General features: G+C 67.0%; 17 protein-coding genes. 11 read left to right on the top strand and 6 right to left on the bottom strand.

Going from position 1 to position 16,595, the window contains the following annotated elements; genetic code table 11:
- Positions 1–220 precede the first annotated feature (220 nt).
- Both TVB01_RS12400 and TVB01_RS12405 read left to right on the top strand, forming a co-directional pair.
- Positions 221–1,255: an isopenicillin N synthase family dioxygenase gene (locus tag TVB01_RS12400; RefSeq protein WP_422456220.1), complete on the top strand. Its 1,035-nt coding sequence runs from the start codon at positions 221–223 to the stop codon at positions 1,253–1,255.
- Between the two features lie 199 nt (positions 1,256–1,454).
- Positions 1,455–1,742 (top strand): DUF1905 domain-containing protein, encoded by a 288-nt coding sequence (locus tag TVB01_RS12405; protein ID WP_227896287.1) that lies wholly within the window; start codon positions 1,455–1,457, stop codon positions 1,740–1,742.
- A 56-nt stretch (positions 1,743–1,798) separates the two neighbouring features.
- Here TVB01_RS12405 and TVB01_RS12410 read toward each other — a convergent pair whose 3' ends face one another.
- Genes TVB01_RS12410 through TVB01_RS12420 form a run of 3 tightly spaced genes read right to left on the bottom strand, consistent with a single transcriptional unit; the run spans position 1,799 to position 4,531 of the window.
- Positions 1,799–3,040: an N-acetylglucosamine-6-phosphate deacetylase gene (locus TVB01_RS12410; protein WP_422456221.1), complete on the bottom strand. Its 1,242-nt coding sequence runs from the start codon at positions 3,038–3,040 to the stop codon at positions 1,799–1,801.
- A 13-nt stretch (positions 3,041–3,053) separates the two neighbouring features.
- Complete coding sequence (locus TVB01_RS12415; protein WP_422456222.1) at positions 3,054–3,797, bottom strand: glucosamine-6-phosphate deaminase; 744 nt, start codon at positions 3,795–3,797, stop codon at positions 3,054–3,056.
- Positions 3,794–4,531 (bottom strand): FadR/GntR family transcriptional regulator, encoded by a 738-nt coding sequence (locus TVB01_RS12420; protein WP_422456223.1) that lies wholly within the window; start codon positions 4,529–4,531, stop codon positions 3,794–3,796. Before TVB01_RS12420 ends, TVB01_RS12415 begins: the two co-directional genes overlap by 4 nt.
- A gap of 209 nt (positions 4,532–4,740) precedes the next feature.
- Between TVB01_RS12420 and TVB01_RS12425 the strand changes: the two genes are divergently transcribed.
- The 9 genes from TVB01_RS12425 (at position 4,741) to tatA (ending at position 14,153) form a co-directional block, all read left to right on the top strand.
- Positions 4,741–6,351: an ABC transporter substrate-binding protein gene (locus TVB01_RS12425; RefSeq protein ID WP_422456224.1), complete on the top strand. Its 1,611-nt coding sequence runs from the start codon at positions 4,741–4,743 to the stop codon at positions 6,349–6,351.
- A 69-nt stretch (positions 6,352–6,420) separates the two neighbouring features.
- A complete protein-coding gene (locus TVB01_RS12430; protein ID WP_422456225.1) occupies positions 6,421–7,380 on the top strand; it encodes an ABC transporter permease in 960 nt (319 codons plus the stop codon).
- 2 nt (positions 7,381–7,382) lie between these two features.
- Complete coding sequence (locus tag TVB01_RS12435; RefSeq protein ID WP_422456226.1) at positions 7,383–9,500, top strand: dipeptide/oligopeptide/nickel ABC transporter permease/ATP-binding protein; 2,118 nt, start codon at positions 7,383–7,385, stop codon at positions 9,498–9,500.
- Entirely contained in the window at positions 9,497–10,306 is an 810-nt protein-coding gene (locus TVB01_RS12440) for an ATP-binding cassette domain-containing protein (protein WP_422456227.1), read from the top strand. Before TVB01_RS12435 ends, TVB01_RS12440 begins: the two co-directional genes overlap by 4 nt.
- A gap of 27 nt (positions 10,307–10,333) precedes the next feature.
- Positions 10,334–11,266 carry a dihydrodipicolinate synthase family protein gene (locus TVB01_RS12445; RefSeq protein WP_422456228.1) on the top strand — a complete coding sequence of 311 codons (933 nt, stop codon included), beginning with the start codon at positions 10,334–10,336 and terminating at the stop codon, positions 11,264–11,266.
- Positions 11,267–11,271: 5 nt separating this feature from the next.
- Positions 11,272–12,228, top strand: a complete 957-nt coding sequence (locus TVB01_RS12450) for an ROK family protein (protein WP_422456229.1) — start codon at positions 11,272–11,274, stop codon at positions 12,226–12,228.
- A complete protein-coding gene (locus TVB01_RS12455; protein WP_422456231.1) occupies positions 12,221–12,895 on the top strand; it encodes an N-acetylmannosamine-6-phosphate 2-epimerase in 675 nt (224 codons plus the stop codon). The genes TVB01_RS12450 and TVB01_RS12455 overlap by 8 nt, the downstream gene beginning before the upstream one ends.
- 8 nt (positions 12,896–12,903) lie before the next feature.
- Positions 12,904–13,878, top strand: a complete 975-nt coding sequence (locus TVB01_RS12460; protein ID WP_422456232.1) for an alpha/beta hydrolase — start codon at positions 12,904–12,906, stop codon at positions 13,876–13,878.
- Positions 13,875–14,153: a Sec-independent protein translocase subunit TatA gene (gene tatA, locus TVB01_RS12465; RefSeq protein WP_055243124.1), complete on the top strand. Its 279-nt coding sequence runs from the start codon at positions 13,875–13,877 to the stop codon at positions 14,151–14,153. Before TVB01_RS12460 ends, tatA begins: the two co-directional genes overlap by 4 nt.
- Positions 14,154–14,547: 394 nt before the next feature.
- Here tatA and TVB01_RS12470 read toward each other — a convergent pair whose 3' ends face one another.
- From TVB01_RS12470 to TVB01_RS12480, 3 genes are all read right to left on the bottom strand, one after another.
- Complete coding sequence (locus tag TVB01_RS12470) at positions 14,548–15,153, bottom strand: class I SAM-dependent methyltransferase (protein WP_404321086.1); 606 nt, start codon at positions 15,151–15,153, stop codon at positions 14,548–14,550.
- A 123-nt stretch (positions 15,154–15,276) separates the two neighbouring features.
- Positions 15,277–15,684 (bottom strand): VOC family protein, encoded by a 408-nt coding sequence (locus tag TVB01_RS12475; RefSeq protein WP_154580004.1) that lies wholly within the window; start codon positions 15,682–15,684, stop codon positions 15,277–15,279.
- A 14-nt stretch (positions 15,685–15,698) separates the two neighbouring features.
- Positions 15,699–16,139, bottom strand: a complete 441-nt coding sequence (locus tag TVB01_RS12480; protein WP_055242095.1) for a helix-turn-helix transcriptional regulator — start codon at positions 16,137–16,139, stop codon at positions 15,699–15,701.
- Positions 16,140–16,595 lie beyond the last annotated feature (456 nt).

Consider the following 16,595-nt stretch of genomic DNA (forward strand, 5'->3'; position numbering starts at 1 on the left):
GGCACGGAGGCACGGAGGCACGGAGGCACGGAGGCACGGAGGCACGGAGGCACGGAGGCACGGAGGCACGGAGGCACGGAGGCACGGAGGCACGGAGGCCCTCGAATGTTACGCACACACCCCAACGCAGAACCATAAACCCGCAGGCCAGAAGCCTCATGACGCCGTGTTGCGTAACATTTGGTTCCTAGTTGACAGGCCACGGTGCTACGTTTCCGGAATGAGCGATAACCCCACATCGATCCCGGTCCTGGACCTCAGCACTGCCCGCAATGCAGACGGCACCTTCAACTCCGAGTTCATCGACAAGCTGCGTGAAGCCACCCATAAGATCGGGTTCTTCCAGCTGGTCGGCTACGGCGCAGGCGAAGAACGCGTCAAGGACCTCTTCGATGTCACCAAGCGTTTCTTTGACCTTCCGCTCGAAGACCGCCTGGAGCTGGACAACCGCAAGTCCCCGCACTTCCGCGGCTATACCCGCCTGGGCACTGAGCTGACCCAGGGCCGCCCCGATGCCCGCGAGCAGGTCGACTTCGGCCCGGAGCGCGAGCCCGTCGCCGACTACCCCGCAGACCAGCCGTACTGGCTGGTGCAGGGACCCAACCTCTTCCCGGACACCGTCCTGCCGGAACTGCGGCAGACCTCCATGGAGTGGGCCGAGCTCATGAGCGAGGTCGGCGCCGAACTGCTGTCTGCCATCTCCGTTTCGCTGGAACTGCCGGAGGACCACTTCACCGAGCCGTTCGAGGGCACCCCGGCCTGGATGGCCAAGCTGATCCACTACGTGGGCGGCGTCGTCAAGGAAGCCGGGACCCAGGGCGTTGGCTCCCATGCCGACTACGGTTTTGTCACCCTGCTGCTGCAGGACGAGGTGGGTGGCCTGGAGGTCAAGCCGCACGAATCCGACGAATGGCTCCCCGTCGAACCGATCCCCGGCGCGCTGGTCGTGAACCTCGGCGAGATGCTCGAGGTCGCCACCCAGGGCTACCTGTCCGCGACCATCCACCGCGTGCAGGCCCCGCCCGCCGGCGTCGACCGCTATGCCATTCCGTTCTTCTGGTCCCCGCGCCTGGATTCGGTCATTGACCCGGTGCAGCTGCCGCCGGCCTTGGCAGCCCAGTCCCGCGGTATCTCCGATGACCCGCAGAACCCGATGCTCGCTTCCTACGGCGCCAACGTCCTGAAGGGCTGGCTGCGCGCCCACCCGCAGGTTGCCGCCATCCACCACCCGGAACTGGTTCCGGCCAAGAAGTAGCACAACGTACGACGGCGGTCCGGCAGCAGGTGCTTATGGCACCTGGGCCGGGCCTCCGCCGTTTAAGCTGCCGTTTCCCCCGCGTCCCCAGCAGCACTGCACAAGGCCGGGCGGCGCGCCGTTTACCGTTCCTCTCCCCTGCCGAAACCGATAGGGTGACAGGGCCGGCAGCGCTGCCGGCACCGACAAGGAGAACACCATGGCAGAAGTCCCGGGCCCGCTCGACCACACCTTCACCGCGCCCATCGGGGTGCAGGTGAAGGGAGATATCTGGTCCTGCGTGGAGATGCCGGGGTCGGCCAAGTTCTTTGGCACCGGGAAGACCGTCAAAGTCGCGGCCACCGTCGATGATGAGCCCATCCGCGGAGGCCTCATGCCCACCGGACAGGGCGGCCACATGCTCTCCATCAGCGCCAAGCTCCGGAAGAAGCTCGGCAAGGACATCGGCGACACCGTGACAGTGCACCTTACGGAACGCCTGACTTAATCCCCGGGGCCGCCTGCCAGTGGACCCCGGCTTGGCCCTCCTCGGGACTGCTCAGATCAGAGCCACTGGCCCCGGCGCAGCACCCTGACACGCTCGAGGTCCGGTCCCACCACCACAAGGTCTGCAGCGCCTCCGGCTGCAAGCCTGCCCACATCCCCCCGGCCGAGCACGCCGGCGGGCACAGCTGCAGCGGAGGTGACGGCGTCGGCCAGGGAAACCCCGGCGCCCACAGCGTTGCGGACGAGGTCCAGCATGGCAGCGGTTCCGCCGGCAATGGAGCCGGTCGAAGCCAGCCGGGCGACACCGCCGCTTACCGTCACCTCGGCCGGGCCGAGCCGGTACTGACCGTCGCTCAGACCGGCGGCAGCCATGGAGTCGGTAACCAGGGCAATGTTCCCGGCTCCCAGGAGCTCGAACATCGACGCGACCAGGTACGGGTCCAGATGGGTGTTGTCGGCGATGAGCTCCACAGCCGCAGCACCCGCTTTCGCGGCCCGCAGGCAGCCAGCAACGGCACCGGGCGCCCGGTGGTGCATCGGGTCCATCCCGTTGAAAAGATGTGTGACAGTGGGCCGCGCAGCCTCCATACCAAGGGCAGACGACGCGAGGAGCCGCCGGGACAGCGCCAGGGAATCGCCGGCCCGGCCTGCCGGCGAGGCGGTATGCCCGAGGGAAGGGATAACGCCGTTCCCCGCCAGCAGTTCCACCAGGGCGTCAGCTCCGGGCAGTTCCGGGGCATAGGTCATGGTCCGCAGCTGTCCCCGGCCGGCGGCAATGAGTTCGCGGGCCAGGCCGAGGTCAGGGTCCCGCAGCCAGCGCGGATCCTGTGCACCGCATCGCGCTGCGGCCAGGAACGGTCCTTCCAGGTGGATTCCGGCAACCAGGCCTTCTTCTGCCAGGCCTGCCAGCAGCGCCAACTGCTGCAGCAGCGCCTCCGGAGCGTCGGTCACCAGGCTGGCAACCACCGTAGTTGTTCCGTCAGCATGCAGCTTCGCGGCAGCGTCCCGGACCGCGGGGGCATCAGCCCGGGAAAAGTCGACGCCGTAGGCTCCGTGGCAGTGCAGGTCCACCAGTCCGGGGATCATCACCTCGCCGTCGGGGAGCTCGACGACAGCGTCTCCCGAGCGCGGCTCCAGGGCGCTGGAGGGACCGGCGTAGGTGACCACGCCGCCGTCGACCACCACAGCGGTGTCCGGAACCGTGCGCGCGCCGACCACCGCCGCTCCGCGGAGCACGAACCGTGTCTCGTGGCCTGCCGGTTGATCGGCAGGGACCGGAACGGGATTTCCAGGGGCCATGAGGAGTCCTTCCCTACAGGAGTGCGGCCGCGGCGGCGTCGGCCAGGACAGTGACCCGGCCGTGCAGCTGCAGGACGGATGCCGGGCAGTCCCGGCTGACGGGACCCTTCAGGGCTGCACGCAGCGCCTCAGCCTTGTCCTCGCCCTGCGCGATGAGGAGCAGCTGGCCGGCACCGAGGATCGTGCCCAGTCCCTGGGTCAGGCAGTGCGTCGGCACGGCTTCCAGCGAATCGAAGAACCGGCGGTTGGCCTCCCGGGTGTCCTCGGTCAAGGCCTCCACCCGGGTCCTGGAATCCAGGGCGCCGCCGGGTTCATTAAAGGCCAGGTGCCCGTTGCGCCCGATGCCCAGGATCTGCAGGTCGATGCCTCCGGCAGCGGCAATCTGTTCCTCATAAGCGGCGCAGGCTGCCTGCAGGTCTCCGCTGTGCGGGTCCGGCAGATGGACCGCTCGGGGATCCAGGCCCAGGGGTTCGATGATTTCGCGGCGGAGGACTTCCGCATAGCTCTCCGGATGTCCCGGCGGCAGCCCCACGTATTCGTCCAGGGCGAACCAGGCGGCGTGGCCGAAGTCGGCACCGCTGAGGGCCAGCGCCTGGTAGAGGGGGGACGGCGAGGACCCCGTGGCCACACCGATTACCGGTGACTGCCGGGAGGCCAGGACGTCCAGCACCAACTGGGAGGCAGCCGGTCCGATTCCCGCCGGCTCCAGCACGCGCAGCAGTGGAGCTGCAGGATGTTTCACGGCAGCGGCGCTCATGGAGCAACCGGCAGCTTGGCCAGCTGCTCCCGGATACCGTCAAAGTGGCGCCGAAGCCGTTCGGACGCCAGCTCCTTGTCCCCCGCCTTGACCGCTTCGAGGATCCCGCGGTGCACTGCCGCATTCTCCACCAGATTGACCAGCGGATCCCCGCCCAGCTCAAGGTGAATCTTGCTGTAGACCTTCCAGAAAACGGACATCAGATTCGAGAGCAGCTCATTTCCCAGCGGTTCGAAGAGCTGGTAGTGGAACCTCTCATCCACCTCGGTGAACGAGTTCCCGGCGGCCGCCGCTGCTTCCATTTCCTGGACGGTTGCTTCGATTTCAGCAAGGTGCTCCGGCGTCCAGAGGTCCATGGCCTCACCGATCAGGCCCGCTTCGAGTGCCTGCCGGACGTCCACCAGCTGCAGGGCTTCCTTACCTTCGTGGCGCAGGGAGAGACGGCCGCGGAAAGTCAGCCCGTCCGCCAGGGCATCGAAGTTCGCCGGCGCCACGAACATACCGAAGCCGTGGCGGATCTCCACCACGCCCAGTGCCTGGAGTACCTTAAGTGCTTCACGCAGGGTGTTGCGGCCGATCCCCAGCGCGGCGACCAGTTCAGCTTCGGTGGGCAGCGCGTCGCCGGCTTCCAGATCGCGCTCGAGGATCAGTTCCATGATTTCGGCCTGCAGCGCCCGTGAGCGGTTCTGGGCGCTGAACCGCGCCGGCGGCAGTGAAGCGTGGGGCAGGCTCATGGGTCCTCCTGGGACGGCGGAATGGGCAGTACGGCTGGAGCGGACAGCTGGGTGTCCACCACAGGTTATAGGATGTCCTATCTTTAGAACAGGCCTTTCAAAAGTGTGTCTTGAGTCTCTTGACGGCCAGCTGTGAGGAACCTTACAGTTCTCGGAACAAGCATCGGACATCCTACGTCCGATAAGTGACATGGATGGCGAGGCAACAGATGAACAATTCTCTTGACACCAGCGGCCTGCTGAACGACTCGAGCCGCCGTAATTTCCTGAAGCTTGCCGGCGTGATGGGTGCCGCCGCAGCTTTTGCGGGCACCCTTTCTGCCTGCAGCCCCGGCGGTAGCCCCGCCCCGGCCGGCAGCGCTGCCGCAGCTGAGGGCACCGGCTCCATCGAAGCCGGCATTTCCTACCAGCTCTCCACCGGCTTTGACCCGATGATCTCCACGGGAGCAACGCCGCAGGCTGCCAACCTGCACATCTTCGAAGGCCTGACCGAGCTGCACCCCGCCACCCGCGAACCGTACCTCGCCCTGGCTGCAGCAGAGCCCACCAACGTCGATGACACCACCTGGGAAGTGAAGCTCCGCGACGGCGCCACGTTCCACAACGGGGATCCGGTCACCACTGAAGACGTGGTGTTCTCCTTCGAGCGCGTGCTGGATCCGGCCAACCAGTCCCTGTTCGCCGGATTCATCCCCTTCATCGACTCCGTCAGCGCCAAGGACGATTCCACCGTCGAGTTCAAGCTCAAGTACCCCTTCCCCGGTTTCAGCCCCCGGATCTCCGTCATCAAGATCGTGCCGAAGGCCGTGGTCACCGCGGACCCCGCAGGCTTCGACCTCAAGCCGGTCGGTTCCGGCCCGTACAGCCTGGTCTCCGCCGTCAAGGAAGACCGGATCGTCTTCAAGAAGTTCGACGGCTACAACGGCAAGTACCCGGCACGCGTCGCGGACATGACCTGGCTGCTGCTCGCAGATCCGGCCGCCCGCGTGGCCTCCGTGCCTTCCCGCACGCAGGCCATCGAGGATGTTCCCTACCTGGACGTGGACCAGCTCGCCACCAAGGTGGACGTTGAATCCGTCCAGTCCTTCGGCCTGCTGTTCCTGATGTTCAACTGCGCCAAGTTCACCGACAAGCGCGTCCGCCAGGCCCTGCACTACGCCATCGATACCGACGCCGTGATCACCAAGGCGCTGCTCGGCAACGCGGCCGCCGCGACGTCCTACTTCCAGAAGGGCCACCCCTCCTACACCGAAGCCGCCGGCGTCTACGGCTACGACGCTGAGAAGGCGAAGTCCCTCCTCAAGGAGGCCGGCATGGAGAACATCACCATCACCCTGACCTCCACCGACACCGGCTGGGTCACCCGCGTGGTCCCGCTGATCAAGGAATACTGGGACGCAATCGGCGTCACCACCACCCTGGAAATCCTCCAGTCCGCCGCGGTCTACGCGCCGGAAAAGGTGGGCGGAAAGAACTTCGATGTGCTTTGCGCCCCGGGTGACCCCTCGGTCTTCGGCAACGACGGCGACATCCTGCTCAGCTGGTTCTACCGCGGCGCCACCTGGATGGAGAACCGCGCCGGCTGGAACACCACGCCTGAGTACGCCGACGTGCAGGCAAAGCTGGATGAAGCCGTGAAGCTCTCGCCCGAGGAAGCCAAGCCGGTCCACGCCTCCGTGGTGGACATTGTCTCCGAAGAAGTTCCGCTGTACCCGCTGTTCCACCGCAAGCTTCCCACCGCCTGGGACAGCAACGCACTGGACGGCTTCGCGCCGCTGCCCACCACCGGCGTCTCCTTCGTCGGCGTCGGGCGCAAATAAGCAGCACGCACTCGGCGGGACGCCTCCCCGGGCGTCCCGCCGGTTTTTCCCGCACATTGGAGTTCTTGAGTGACAATGTTTATCCGCCTGCTTGGGCGCCGGCTTGCTGCCCTGCCGATCATGCTGCTGGGCGTCACGGTGATGGTCTTCATCGTGCTCTCGGTCGTCCCCGCTGACCGGGCCACCGCTGTCCTGGGCGAGAACGCCACCGAAGAGGCCAAGGACGCCTGGCGTGAGGAACGCGGGCTCAACGAATCCCTGGTGGTCCAGTTCTTCCGCTACCTGGGCGGCGTGATCCGCCTCGACTTCGGCGTCACCAACCCGCCCGAGGAATCCGTGGCCACCAAGATCGCCTCGGCGTTCCCGGTCACCCTGCAACTGACCTTCCTGGGCATCCTGCTCGCCGTGGTGCTGGCCCTGACCCTCGGCATCACCGCGGCCCTGTACCGCGACCGCTGGCCGGACCAGGCCATCCGCGTCTTCTCCATCGCCGCGATCGCCACCCCGTCCTTCTGGCTCGCGATCCTGCTGATCCAGTGGTTCGCCCTGCCCGAAGGCTCCATCTTCCCCACCGGCGGCCTGGCCTGGGCAGACCAGTACGGCTTCGTCGGCTGGCTGTATTCCATGGCCCTGCCGGCCCTGGCCCTGGGCATTCCGGTCTCCGCCTCCCTGATCCGCGTGGTGCGCACCTCCATGGTGGAGGAACTGGACCGCGACTACGTCCGCACCGCCATCGGCAACGGCGTCCCCTACCGCACCGTGGTAGCCCGCAACGTGCTCCGCAATGCCCTGGTCACCCCGGTTACCGTGCTGGGACTGCGCGTCGGCTATCTGCTCGGCGGCGCCGTCGTCATCGAAAAAATCTTCAGCCTCAACGGCATGGGCGACCTGATAGTGGTGGGCCTGACGACGTCGGACACCAACCTGGTGCAGGGCGCGGTGCTCACCATCGCCGTCGCTTTCGTCCTGGTCAACATTGTGGTTGACCTGCTCTACCTGGCCATCAACCCCCGAATCCGGACGGTGTAACCATGCGCAATTCACTGGCCGAGCGGCTCAGCAGCACCGGAGCCCGCTTCACCGCCCTGAACCTCAGTTCCAAGCTGGCCCTGGCGTTCCTGGCCTTCATTGTCCTGGTCGCCATCGTGGGGCCGTTCTTCGCCCCGTTCGGCGAGAACGAATCCAGCGCGCCCGTGCTGGCGCCCGGCGGCGAACACCTCTTCGGCACCGACGGCTCCAGCTATGACGTCTTCTCCCGCATGCTCTACGGCGCCCGCGTCTCCATCGCGATCGGCCTCGGCGCCGTCGCGCTGGCGCTGATCCTCGGATCCGTCCTCGGCGCCATCGCCGCCACCTCCCGCAAGGCCGTCAGCGAGACGGTGATGCGCATCCTGGACATCCTGATGGCCTTCCCCGGCATCGCGCTGGCAGCCGCACTGCTGTTCGCGCTGCGGGACCACTCGCTGAACCTGTTCGGCTCCACCGTTCCGGTGCTGATCCTGGCGATCGCCATTGTCTACACGCCGCAGCTGGCCCGCGTGGTCCGCGCCAACGTGCTGGCCCAGTACGGCGAGGACTACGTCCGCGCCGAACGCGTGATCGGCGCCGGCCGCACGTACATCCTGCTCAAGCACATTGCCCGCAACTGCGCCGCCCCGGTACTGGTCTTCGCCACCGTGATGGTCGCCGACGCGATCATCCTGGAGGCGTCCCTCTCCTTCCTGGGCGCCGGCGTGCAACAGCCCGCAGCCTCCTGGGGCAACGTCATGGCGGACGGCCGCAACGTGGTCTTCAGCGGCGCCTGGTGGCCCACCACCTTCGGCGGCATCACCATCCTGCTCACCGTCCTGGCACTGAACATCCTGGCGGAAGGGCTCACGGACGCCATGGTGAACCCGCGGAGCCGTAAGCCGCGCACGCCGGCTCCCGCCGCCGCCGGCGCCGTCGCCACCGCTGCCCAGCCTTCCACCCTGGATGCTGCCGGCACCTCGCTGACGGAGCACGACGGCGCCGCTCCGGATGCCGGCGCCGGCGCACCTTCCGTGGGCGCGAACGTCCACAAACCAGGTTCCCTGGCAGCCCTTGCCGTGGAGCTGGAACGGCTCGCCGCCGTCGAAGCCAGCCGCACCGACCGGCTGCCGGCAGTGGCAGCGGACGCCCCCGTCATCCTGGAAGTGAAGGACCTCTCCATCCGCTTCCCGGAGCGTTACGGCGACACCGCCATTGTGGACCGGGTCAGCTTCACCGTCCGCGAAGGCGAGACCATGGGCCTGGTCGGCGAATCCGGCTGCGGCAAGTCCATCACGTCGCTTGCCATCATGGGCCTGCTCCCCCGCACCGCCGAACTCACCGGTTCCATCCGGTTCAACGGCAAGGAGCTGCTTACCAACGTTCCGAAGGAACGCGACCGGCTCTACAAGGGCCTGCGCGGCGAGCAGATCGCCATGGTCTACCAGGACGCCCTCAGCTCCCTGAACCCGTCCATGCTCATCAAGGACCAGATGGCCCAGCTCACCCGCCGCGGCGGACGCAAGAGCCCGCGCGAACTGCTGGAACTGGTGAAGCTTGACCCGGACCGCACGCTCAAGAGCTACCCGCATGAGCTCTCCGGCGGCCAGCGCCAGCGCGTGCTCATTGCCATGGCGCTCTCCCGTTCGCCGAAGATCGTGGTGGCGGATGAACCGACAACAGCGCTGGACGTGACCGTGCAGAAACAGGTGGTGGACCTGCTGAACGAACTGCGTGAGCAGCTTGGCTTCGCCATGGTGTTCGTCAGCCACGACCTGGCGCTGGTGGCGTCCCTGGCGCACCGCGTCACGGTGATGTACGCCGGGCAGGTGGTTGAATCCGGCGACGTCTCGGACCTGCTGCAGGACCCCCGGCACGAATACACCCGCGGCCTGCTCGGCGCGGTGCTGTCCATCGAGGCCGGTGCCGAACGCCTGCACCAGATCCAGGGCACCGTTCCCTCGCCCCGGGACTTCGCTTCGGGTGACCGCTTCGCCGAACGGTCGCTGCGGCCCGACGCCGATCCGAACCAGGTCCTTGAATTCGTCCAGGTGGGCGACGGCACGCACTACTGGGCCAGCCATGAAACGGCCTCCGCGGAACTCGTGGAATCCGGCACCAGCGGAAGGCAGGAAGCATGAGCGCCGAGAACAGCACCGCACCCGTCCTGGAGCTGAAGGGCATCAAGGTCCACCACCGTGCCCGCACCGGCTCCCTGTTCCGGCCCAACATCGTCAAGGCCGTGGATGGCGTGGACTTCACCGTGCGCCGCGGCGAGACCGTGGGCATCGTCGGTGAATCCGGCTGCGGCAAGTCCACCCTGGCGTCCGTGCTGGTCGGTTTGCAGGAGCCCACTGCGGGCGAGGTCCTCTTCCACGGCAATAAGGTCAGCACCCGGGCCTCCTCGTCCAAGAAAACCTTCGGCCGCGCCGTCGGCGTCGTCTTCCAGGACCCGGCCACCGCCCTGAACCCGCGCATGACCATCCAGGACATCCTCACCGACCCGCTGCAGGTCCACGGCATCGGCAACCAGACCTCCCGCCTGGCCCGGGTCAAGGAGCTCCTGGGCCTGGTGGGCCTGCCGCAGTCCGCCGCGGAAGTCACCCCGCACCAGGTTTCCGGCGGCCAGCGCCAGCGCGTGGCCATTGCCCGTGCCCTGGCCCTGGACCCGTCCGTGATCGTGGCCGATGAGCCGACGTCGGCCCTGGACGTTTCGGTCCGCGCACAGGTCCTGAACCTGCTCTCTGACCTGAAGCGGGAACTGAACCTGGGCATGGTCTTCATTTCCCACGACATCCAGACCGTCCGCTACGTCTCCGACCGTATCTGCGTTATGTACTACGGGCGCATCGTCGAGGAAGGACCGGCGTCGGAGGTCTTTGACCGGCCCACCGCCGACTACACCAAGAGCCTGCTCGGAGCAGCACCCAGCCTTTTGCACGTCTAGAACAAGAACCAAGCACTGGAGAACTACTTGTCACACGCACCCAAGCCCAGCTTCCACGGCGTTATCCCGCCGGTCGTCACGCCCCGCACGGCAGACGGCGCCGTTGACACGGCGTCATTGGAGAAGCTGACCAAATACCTGCTCGACGGCGGGGTCACGGGCCTGTTCATCCTCGGTTCCTCCGGTGAGGTTCCCTACCTCACCACGGAGGAGCGCGACGTCGTCATCCGCACCGTTGCCGGCGTCAACGCCGGTGAAGTCCCGGTGATCGCAGGTGCCTGCGAGCAGACCACGCCCCGCGTCATCGAAGAAGGACGTCGCCTGATCGGGCTGGGCGCAGATGCCATCGTGGCGACGTCGCAGTTCTACGCCATCTCCGACATGGCCGAAACCGATACCCACTTCCGGGCCCTGCACGCCGCCTTTGACGTACCGCTGTTCGCCTACGACGTCCCGGTCCGCACGCACTACAAACTGCCGCTGCCGCTGCTGGTGCAGCTGGCGCAGGACGGCGTGCTCGCCGGGGTGAAGGACTCCTCCGGTGACGACGTGTCCTTCCGCCAGCTGCTGCTCGCCACCCGCGGGCTACCGGACTTCGCCGTCTTCACGGGACACGAAGTAGTGGTCGACGGCGCGCTGCTCGGGGGCGCGCACGGCGTGGTCCCGGGTCTGGGCAACGTGGATCCGGCCGGCTACGCCGCCCTGTACTCGGCCGCCAAAGCCGGCAACTATGCCGAAGCCGCACGTGTCCAGGACCGGCTGGCTGGCCTCTTCGACATCGTCTACACGCCCACCCCCGGCCGGGTCTCCCCCGGCGCAGCCGGCCTCGGTGCCTTCAAGACCGCCCTCATGCTGCTCGGCGTCATCGATACCAACGTGATGTCCGCTCCCATGGCGGCCCTGAACGAGGCCGAGACCGCAGCAATCCGCAGCATCCTCGAACGCAGCGGACTGCTCTGATTCCCATGCGTCATGTTCTCGGGATCGACCTGGGCGGCACCAAGACCGCGGGCGGAATTGTCGACGGCGCCGGGAACGTTGTGTTCTCCTCCGCGGTACCGACGCCGTCGCAGGCCGGTGCGGGCAAGGTCCTGCAGGCTGCCGCCGGGCTGGTGGCTTCGCTGCAGGCCGAGGCGGAGAGCCGCGGCCTGCACGTGGATGCCCTGGGCGTCGGCTCCGCCGGCGTGATCGACTCAGCCCGCGGCGTCGTGCTCTCCGCCACGGATTCAATCCGGGGCTGGGCCGGGACAGCCCTGGCTGCCGAGCTCACCGTACGCACCGGCCTGCCCGCCACGGTTCTGAATGACGTCCACGCCCACGCCCTGGGCGAGAGTTGGCTCGGCGCCGGTGCCGGTGTTCCGAGTGTCCTGTTTATGGGCATGGGCACCGGCGTTGGCGGCAGTTACGTGCTGGACGGCCAGCCGCTGGAAGGCGCGTCCTTCGCGGCCGGGCACACGGGGCACCTCGCCTCGCCGTTCGCCGTCGAGTCTGGGCAGCCGCTGCCCTGCAGCTGCGGCGGCGCCGGGCACGTGGAGGCTGTCGCGTCCGGCCCGGGCATCTTCGCGCTGTACACCCGCCTCGGCGGCAGCACCGCCGTGGACACCCGCGGCGTCTATGCCCTGGCGGCCGACGGCGACCCGGCGGCTGCCGAGGCACTGCGCCGCGGTGCCGCGGCGGCCGGTTCTGCGATCGGCGGGCTGGCCAACGTCCTGGATCCGCACATCGTGGTGGTTGGCGGCGGCTTGGCCTTTGCCGGTCCGCTCTGGTGGGACGCCATGGAAAACCAGGCCCGCGCGGAGCTGCTGCCTCCACTGTCCGGCCTAAAGATCGTTCCCGCGCAGCTTGGCGAGACCGCAGCCATCCGCGGCGCCGCCCGCCGGGCCCTGGCGCTGATCCCCGCTACGGAAGGCTCCCATGCTTAATCTCGAAACCCTCCGCAACTCCCTGATCGTTTCCTGCCAGGCCTACCCCGGCGAACCGATGCGGGATCCGCGCACTACTGCCCAGGTGGCCCAGTCCGCTGTGATCGGCGGCGCCGCAGCTGTGCGGGTGCAGGGCCTCAGCGATATCGCCCGGGTGCGTTCCGCCGTCGAAGTTCCGGTGATCGGGCTGTGGAAGGACGGGCACGACGGCGTCTTCATCACTCCCACCCTGCACCACGCCCTGGCCTGCGCGGGAGCGGGCGCACACATCGTGGCGCTGGACGGCACCCGGCGGGAACGTCCGGACGGACTGTCCCTGGCGGAAACCATCACCGGGGTGCACAAGGGCTCCCCCGCGCTGGTGATGGCCGACTGCGGATCAGCAGCCGACGCCGTTGCAGCCGCGGAGGCAAGTGCGGACATTCTCGGCACCACGCTCGCCGGATACACCGGGGAACGGCCAAAAACGGACGGGCCGGATCTGGAGCTGCTCGCCGAAATCGCATCCTTGGACCTCGGACTGCCGCTGATCGCCGAAGGCCGCATCCATACCCCTGCACAGGGGCGGGCTGCGCTGGATGCCGGAGCGTTCGCCGTCGTTGTGGGTACTGCTATTACGCACCCGGCCACCATCACCGGCTGGTTCGCGGACGCGCTGGCACCGTGAAGTCTTCCGTGAAACCGTTTCGGGACCGCGTGGACCCCGAGCTGCTGCCCGGGCTGGCCTATTCGGAGACCTATCCTCCACCGGTAACGCGGGCGGAACTGGCGGATTTCCGGAACCAGGCACCACCTCCTGTCGCCGTGGATCCTGCGGACGTGCAGATCCGGGACACAGTCCACGGCGGGCTGGCCCTTCGGGTCTTCACACCCGCCGGTCCGGGTCCGCATCCGGCGGTGTACTGGCTGCATGGCGGCGGAATGATTGCCGGCAGCGTTGAGCTGGATACGGCGTACTGCGCTTCCCTGTGTTCCAGCATCGATGCCGTGGTGGTGGCGGTGGACTACCGGCTGGCTCCCGAGCACCCGTTTCCCGTGCCCTTGGAAGATGCCCTCGCCGGCCTGGAATGGCTGTTTGCTTCCGCAGCCGAACTCGGCATGGACCCGCAGCGCGTGGCGGTTGCCGGTTCAAGCGCCGGCGGTGGACTGGCTGCCGGGCTGGCGCTGCTGAACCGTGACCGGTCCGGACCTCCGCTGGCTTTCCTGTACCTGATGTACCCCATGCTGGATCCGACCCATACCTCGGGGTCAGCCCGGGAGTTCGCGGGGATTCCCACCTGGAACCGGACGCACAGCGAGTTCGCCTGGGACTGCTATCTGGCAGGATCCCCTGCGGCCCACGCGTCCCCGTACGCAGTGCCCATGTTGGCAGCGGATCTTTCCGGCCTGCCGCCAGTCCTCATTCAGACCGGTGAACTGGACCTGTTCCGGGATGAGGACATTTCCTTCGCCATGCGGCTGCTGCAGGATGGCGTGTCCACTGAGCTGCTGGTCTATCCCGGCGCCTACCACGGCTTCGAGCTGAGCTGCCCGGACTCAGCGGCCAGCCGGCGCACCCTGCGGGACCGGAACCAGGCCCTGTTCCGGGCACTGCACGGCCCGTCGGCAGTTTTTTCCCTGACCAACGCTATGAAAGGCACCTGCTCATGAGGCTTGAAGGCTGGCACATCGTCATCATCGTCGTTCTGGCGATTCTTCTCTTCGGCGCCCCCAAGCTTCCCGGCCTGGCGCGCAGCGTCGGCCAGTCGCTGCGGATTTTCAAGTCCGAGGTGCGCCAGCTCAAGGACGAGGATGCGCCGGCCAAGCCGGCAACGGATCCGGTGACCGGTGCGGTTATTCCTCCGGTTCCGCCGGCTCCCGCTGCTGCGGCCACAACTCATCGAGAGGGCACTTACGGCTCTAATGAGGCCGCAAAAGAGCCGTAACTGCCCTCTCGACGGGAAGGAGCCCAAAAGGCAGTCGCTGCGGGGACTCGGGTGGCAGGGCACCTCGGAATTAGCTGCCGGCCTTCGCTGGACGGAGGCTTCGGGGATTCTCCCGCTGCAACCGTCCGGCTTCAGAGGGGTCTCGCGCCATCCTTCGGGGAGTTGGCGTCGTTTAGAGGGGTCTCGCGCCATCCTTCGGGGAGTTGGCGTCGTTTAGAGGGGTCTCGTGCCATCCTTCGGGGAGATACCGTCCCTTGACAGCGTTATCTCCCCGAGGGTCGCGGGCGTTCGGCTCATAAGAGCGTTAACTCCCCGAAGGATGAGCCGGCTGCTCGCCGTTCGGCCGGATCCCATTCCGAGCCTGCGGCAACCGGAAGATAGAGCCAGCCGGAAGTCAGCGACGGCCCAGCACAGCGACCAGGAAGTCGGATTCAACGTCGAACGGGCGCAGGTCCCACGTGGAGAACTTCTGCTGCACCGTCAGGCCTACGGAGGAAGCATCTTCGAAGAACGTGCCGAAGTCGTAGCCGCGTCCGGCACCGAAGCCGACGACGATCCGCCCGTTTGGCGCCAGATGCTGCTTCATGTGTTCCAGGGCGTCCGGCGCGGTGCCCGGAGCCAGGAACGCCATGACGTTTCCGGCGCTGACGATGAGGTCGAACGGCTCGGAGATTCCCTGCGCGGGCAGGTCCAGCTCGGTGAGGTCCATGGTGAACCAGGGCAGGTCCGGGAAGTCCTTCTTCGCGGCGGCAATCAGTTCCGGGTCAACGTCTACACCGACGACGTCGTGTCCCCGCCGCGCGAGTTCTCCGCCCACACGGCCCGGGCCGCATCCGGCGTCGAGGATCCTGGCTCCGCGCGGCAGCATCGCGTCCACCAACCGGGCTTCACCGGCCAGATCGGCGCCGTCCTCGCGCATCTTTTCGAAGCGTTCGATGTACCAGGCTGAATGCTCCGGGTTCTGGCGTTTTTTGGCTTCCCACAGGGTTTCTTTGCGCACCCCTCCAGCCTACGGGTCCCGGCACTGGGGTGCCGGCGCGGTGCCTGAAGGACCCACCCAGCGCGCAGCTGCCTGACCGTACCGTGCCGCCGCAGCCATGGTGGGCGGCTGCCTGGCGAGTGCTTAGACGCCGTTAATGCGGATCTGGTTGCCGGCTGGGTCGCGGAAGGCACAGTCGCGGATGCCGTAGGGCTGATCGGTGGGTTCCTGGATCACCTCGGCGCCGGCGGACATCACGCTGTCGAAGGCCGCATCGACGTCGGAGGAGGACAGGACCAGGGTGGCAAAAGTCCCCTTGGCCATCATCTCGGCGATCATGCGGGACTCTTCGTCCGTTATTGCCGGGTCCGCCGTCGGCGGATAGAGCACCACGGAGACTTCCGGCTGGTCCGGCGGGCCCACGGTGATCCACCGCATTCCCTCGTAGCCGACGTCGTTCCGCACCTCGAAGCCTAAGGCGTCACGGTAGAAGGCGAGCGACTCGTCCGGATCGGTCTGAGGCAGGAAACTGTTCTGGATGTTCAGGTTCATACGGGCAACGCTAGCTACCGTTCCGCGGCGTGCGCTTCTCGATTCCTGACCGGCTTGGACACGTTTTTTGCCACGCAGGACGGAATGCCTTTGGTTGCGTCCGCCTGCTCGCGACGATAGGTGCTCGGCGGGACGCCAACCAGTTCGGTGAAGCGGGTGCTGAAGGTACCAAGCGAGGAACAGCCGACGGCGAAACACACCTCGGTGACGGACAGGTCCCCGCGGCGCAGCAGCGCCATGGCCCGTTCGATCCGACGGGTCATCAGATAGGAATAGGGTGCTTCGCCAAAAGCCCGCTTGAACTCGCGGCTCAGGTGGCCGGAGGACATGTGGGCATCGCGTGCGAGCGCGTCGACGTTGAGCGGCTGCGCGTATTCCCGGTCGATCCGGTCCCGTACCCGGCGGAGGACGGCCAGGTCTCGCAGTCGCTGTTCGGTAGCTCCGCGGCTGGACATGCCGTCACCGTAGCGGCGGGTTGTGTCCGGCACCAGACGTATCCCAAAGTCGAGCGTCCTGGTCCGGCAGTGCGGTCGGTCGTTGTTTCATGTGCTGCGGGACATCACCGCTGTTTTGCACCGGCTCAGTCATATTTCCCTCCTCTGTGGGACACCCCTGCCGATTTTGGCGCCAGCCCTAGAGGGCTGCCCTCCGCAACCGGCCAAGCCTTGTCCGTTTCCCTGCGAAATGGGACACCCCTGCGGTTTGGGCACCGGCCCAGCAGCATTTCCCTCCGTTGCGGGACATCCCTGCCATGTTGGGACCTGAGAAGGCCTGTATTCCCTCCGTTGTGAGACATCCCTGCCGGTTTGGGACTTCCCTGCGCGGCGCCGTGTCAGGAATGTCCCCAAACGGCAGGGAAAAACACAAAGAGCAGGAAAACCACCCGGGCCATTTGCAGCACCCGCCGCAAC

The organism is Arthrobacter sp. 7Tela_A1, from assembly GCF_049311065.1.
Classification (GTDB): domain Bacteria; phylum Actinomycetota; class Actinomycetes; order Actinomycetales; family Micrococcaceae; genus Arthrobacter_B.

Excerpts from the sequence above, each read along its gene's own strand:
- TVB01_RS12415 (WP_422456222.1), bottom strand. The coding sequence starts at position 3,797 with ATGAGCGCCGCTGCCGTGAAACATCCTGCAGCTCCACTGCTGCGCGTG.
- TVB01_RS12420 (WP_422456223.1), bottom strand. The coding sequence starts at position 4,531 with ATGAGCCTGCCCCACGCTTCACTGCCGCCGGCGCGGTTCAGCGCCCAG.
- TVB01_RS12410 (WP_422456221.1), bottom strand. The coding sequence starts at position 3,040 with ATGGCCCCTGGAAATCCCGTTCCGGTCCCTGCCGATCAACCGGCAGGC.
- TVB01_RS12455 (WP_422456231.1), top strand. The coding sequence starts at position 12,221 with ATGCTTAATCTCGAAACCCTCCGCAACTCCCTGATCGTTTCCTGCCAG.
- TVB01_RS12400 (WP_422456220.1), top strand. The coding sequence starts at position 221 with ATGAGCGATAACCCCACATCGATCCCGGTCCTGGACCTCAGCACTGCC.
- TVB01_RS12475 (WP_154580004.1), bottom strand. The coding sequence starts at position 15,684 with ATGAACCTGAACATCCAGAACAGTTTCCTGCCTCAGACCGATCCGGAC.
- TVB01_RS12480 (WP_055242095.1), bottom strand. The coding sequence starts at position 16,139 with ATGTCCAGCCGCGGAGCTACCGAACAGCGACTGCGAGACCTGGCCGTC.
- TVB01_RS12405 (WP_227896287.1), top strand. The coding sequence starts at position 1,455 with ATGGCAGAAGTCCCGGGCCCGCTCGACCACACCTTCACCGCGCCCATC.
- tatA (WP_055243124.1), top strand. The coding sequence starts at position 13,875 with ATGAGGCTTGAAGGCTGGCACATCGTCATCATCGTCGTTCTGGCGATT.
- TVB01_RS12440 (WP_422456227.1), top strand. The coding sequence starts at position 9,497 with ATGAGCGCCGAGAACAGCACCGCACCCGTCCTGGAGCTGAAGGGCATC.
- TVB01_RS12435 (WP_422456226.1), top strand. The coding sequence starts at position 7,383 with ATGCGCAATTCACTGGCCGAGCGGCTCAGCAGCACCGGAGCCCGCTTC.
- TVB01_RS12450 (WP_422456229.1), top strand. The coding sequence starts at position 11,272 with ATGCGTCATGTTCTCGGGATCGACCTGGGCGGCACCAAGACCGCGGGC.
- TVB01_RS12425 (WP_422456224.1), top strand. The coding sequence starts at position 4,741 with ATGAACAATTCTCTTGACACCAGCGGCCTGCTGAACGACTCGAGCCGC.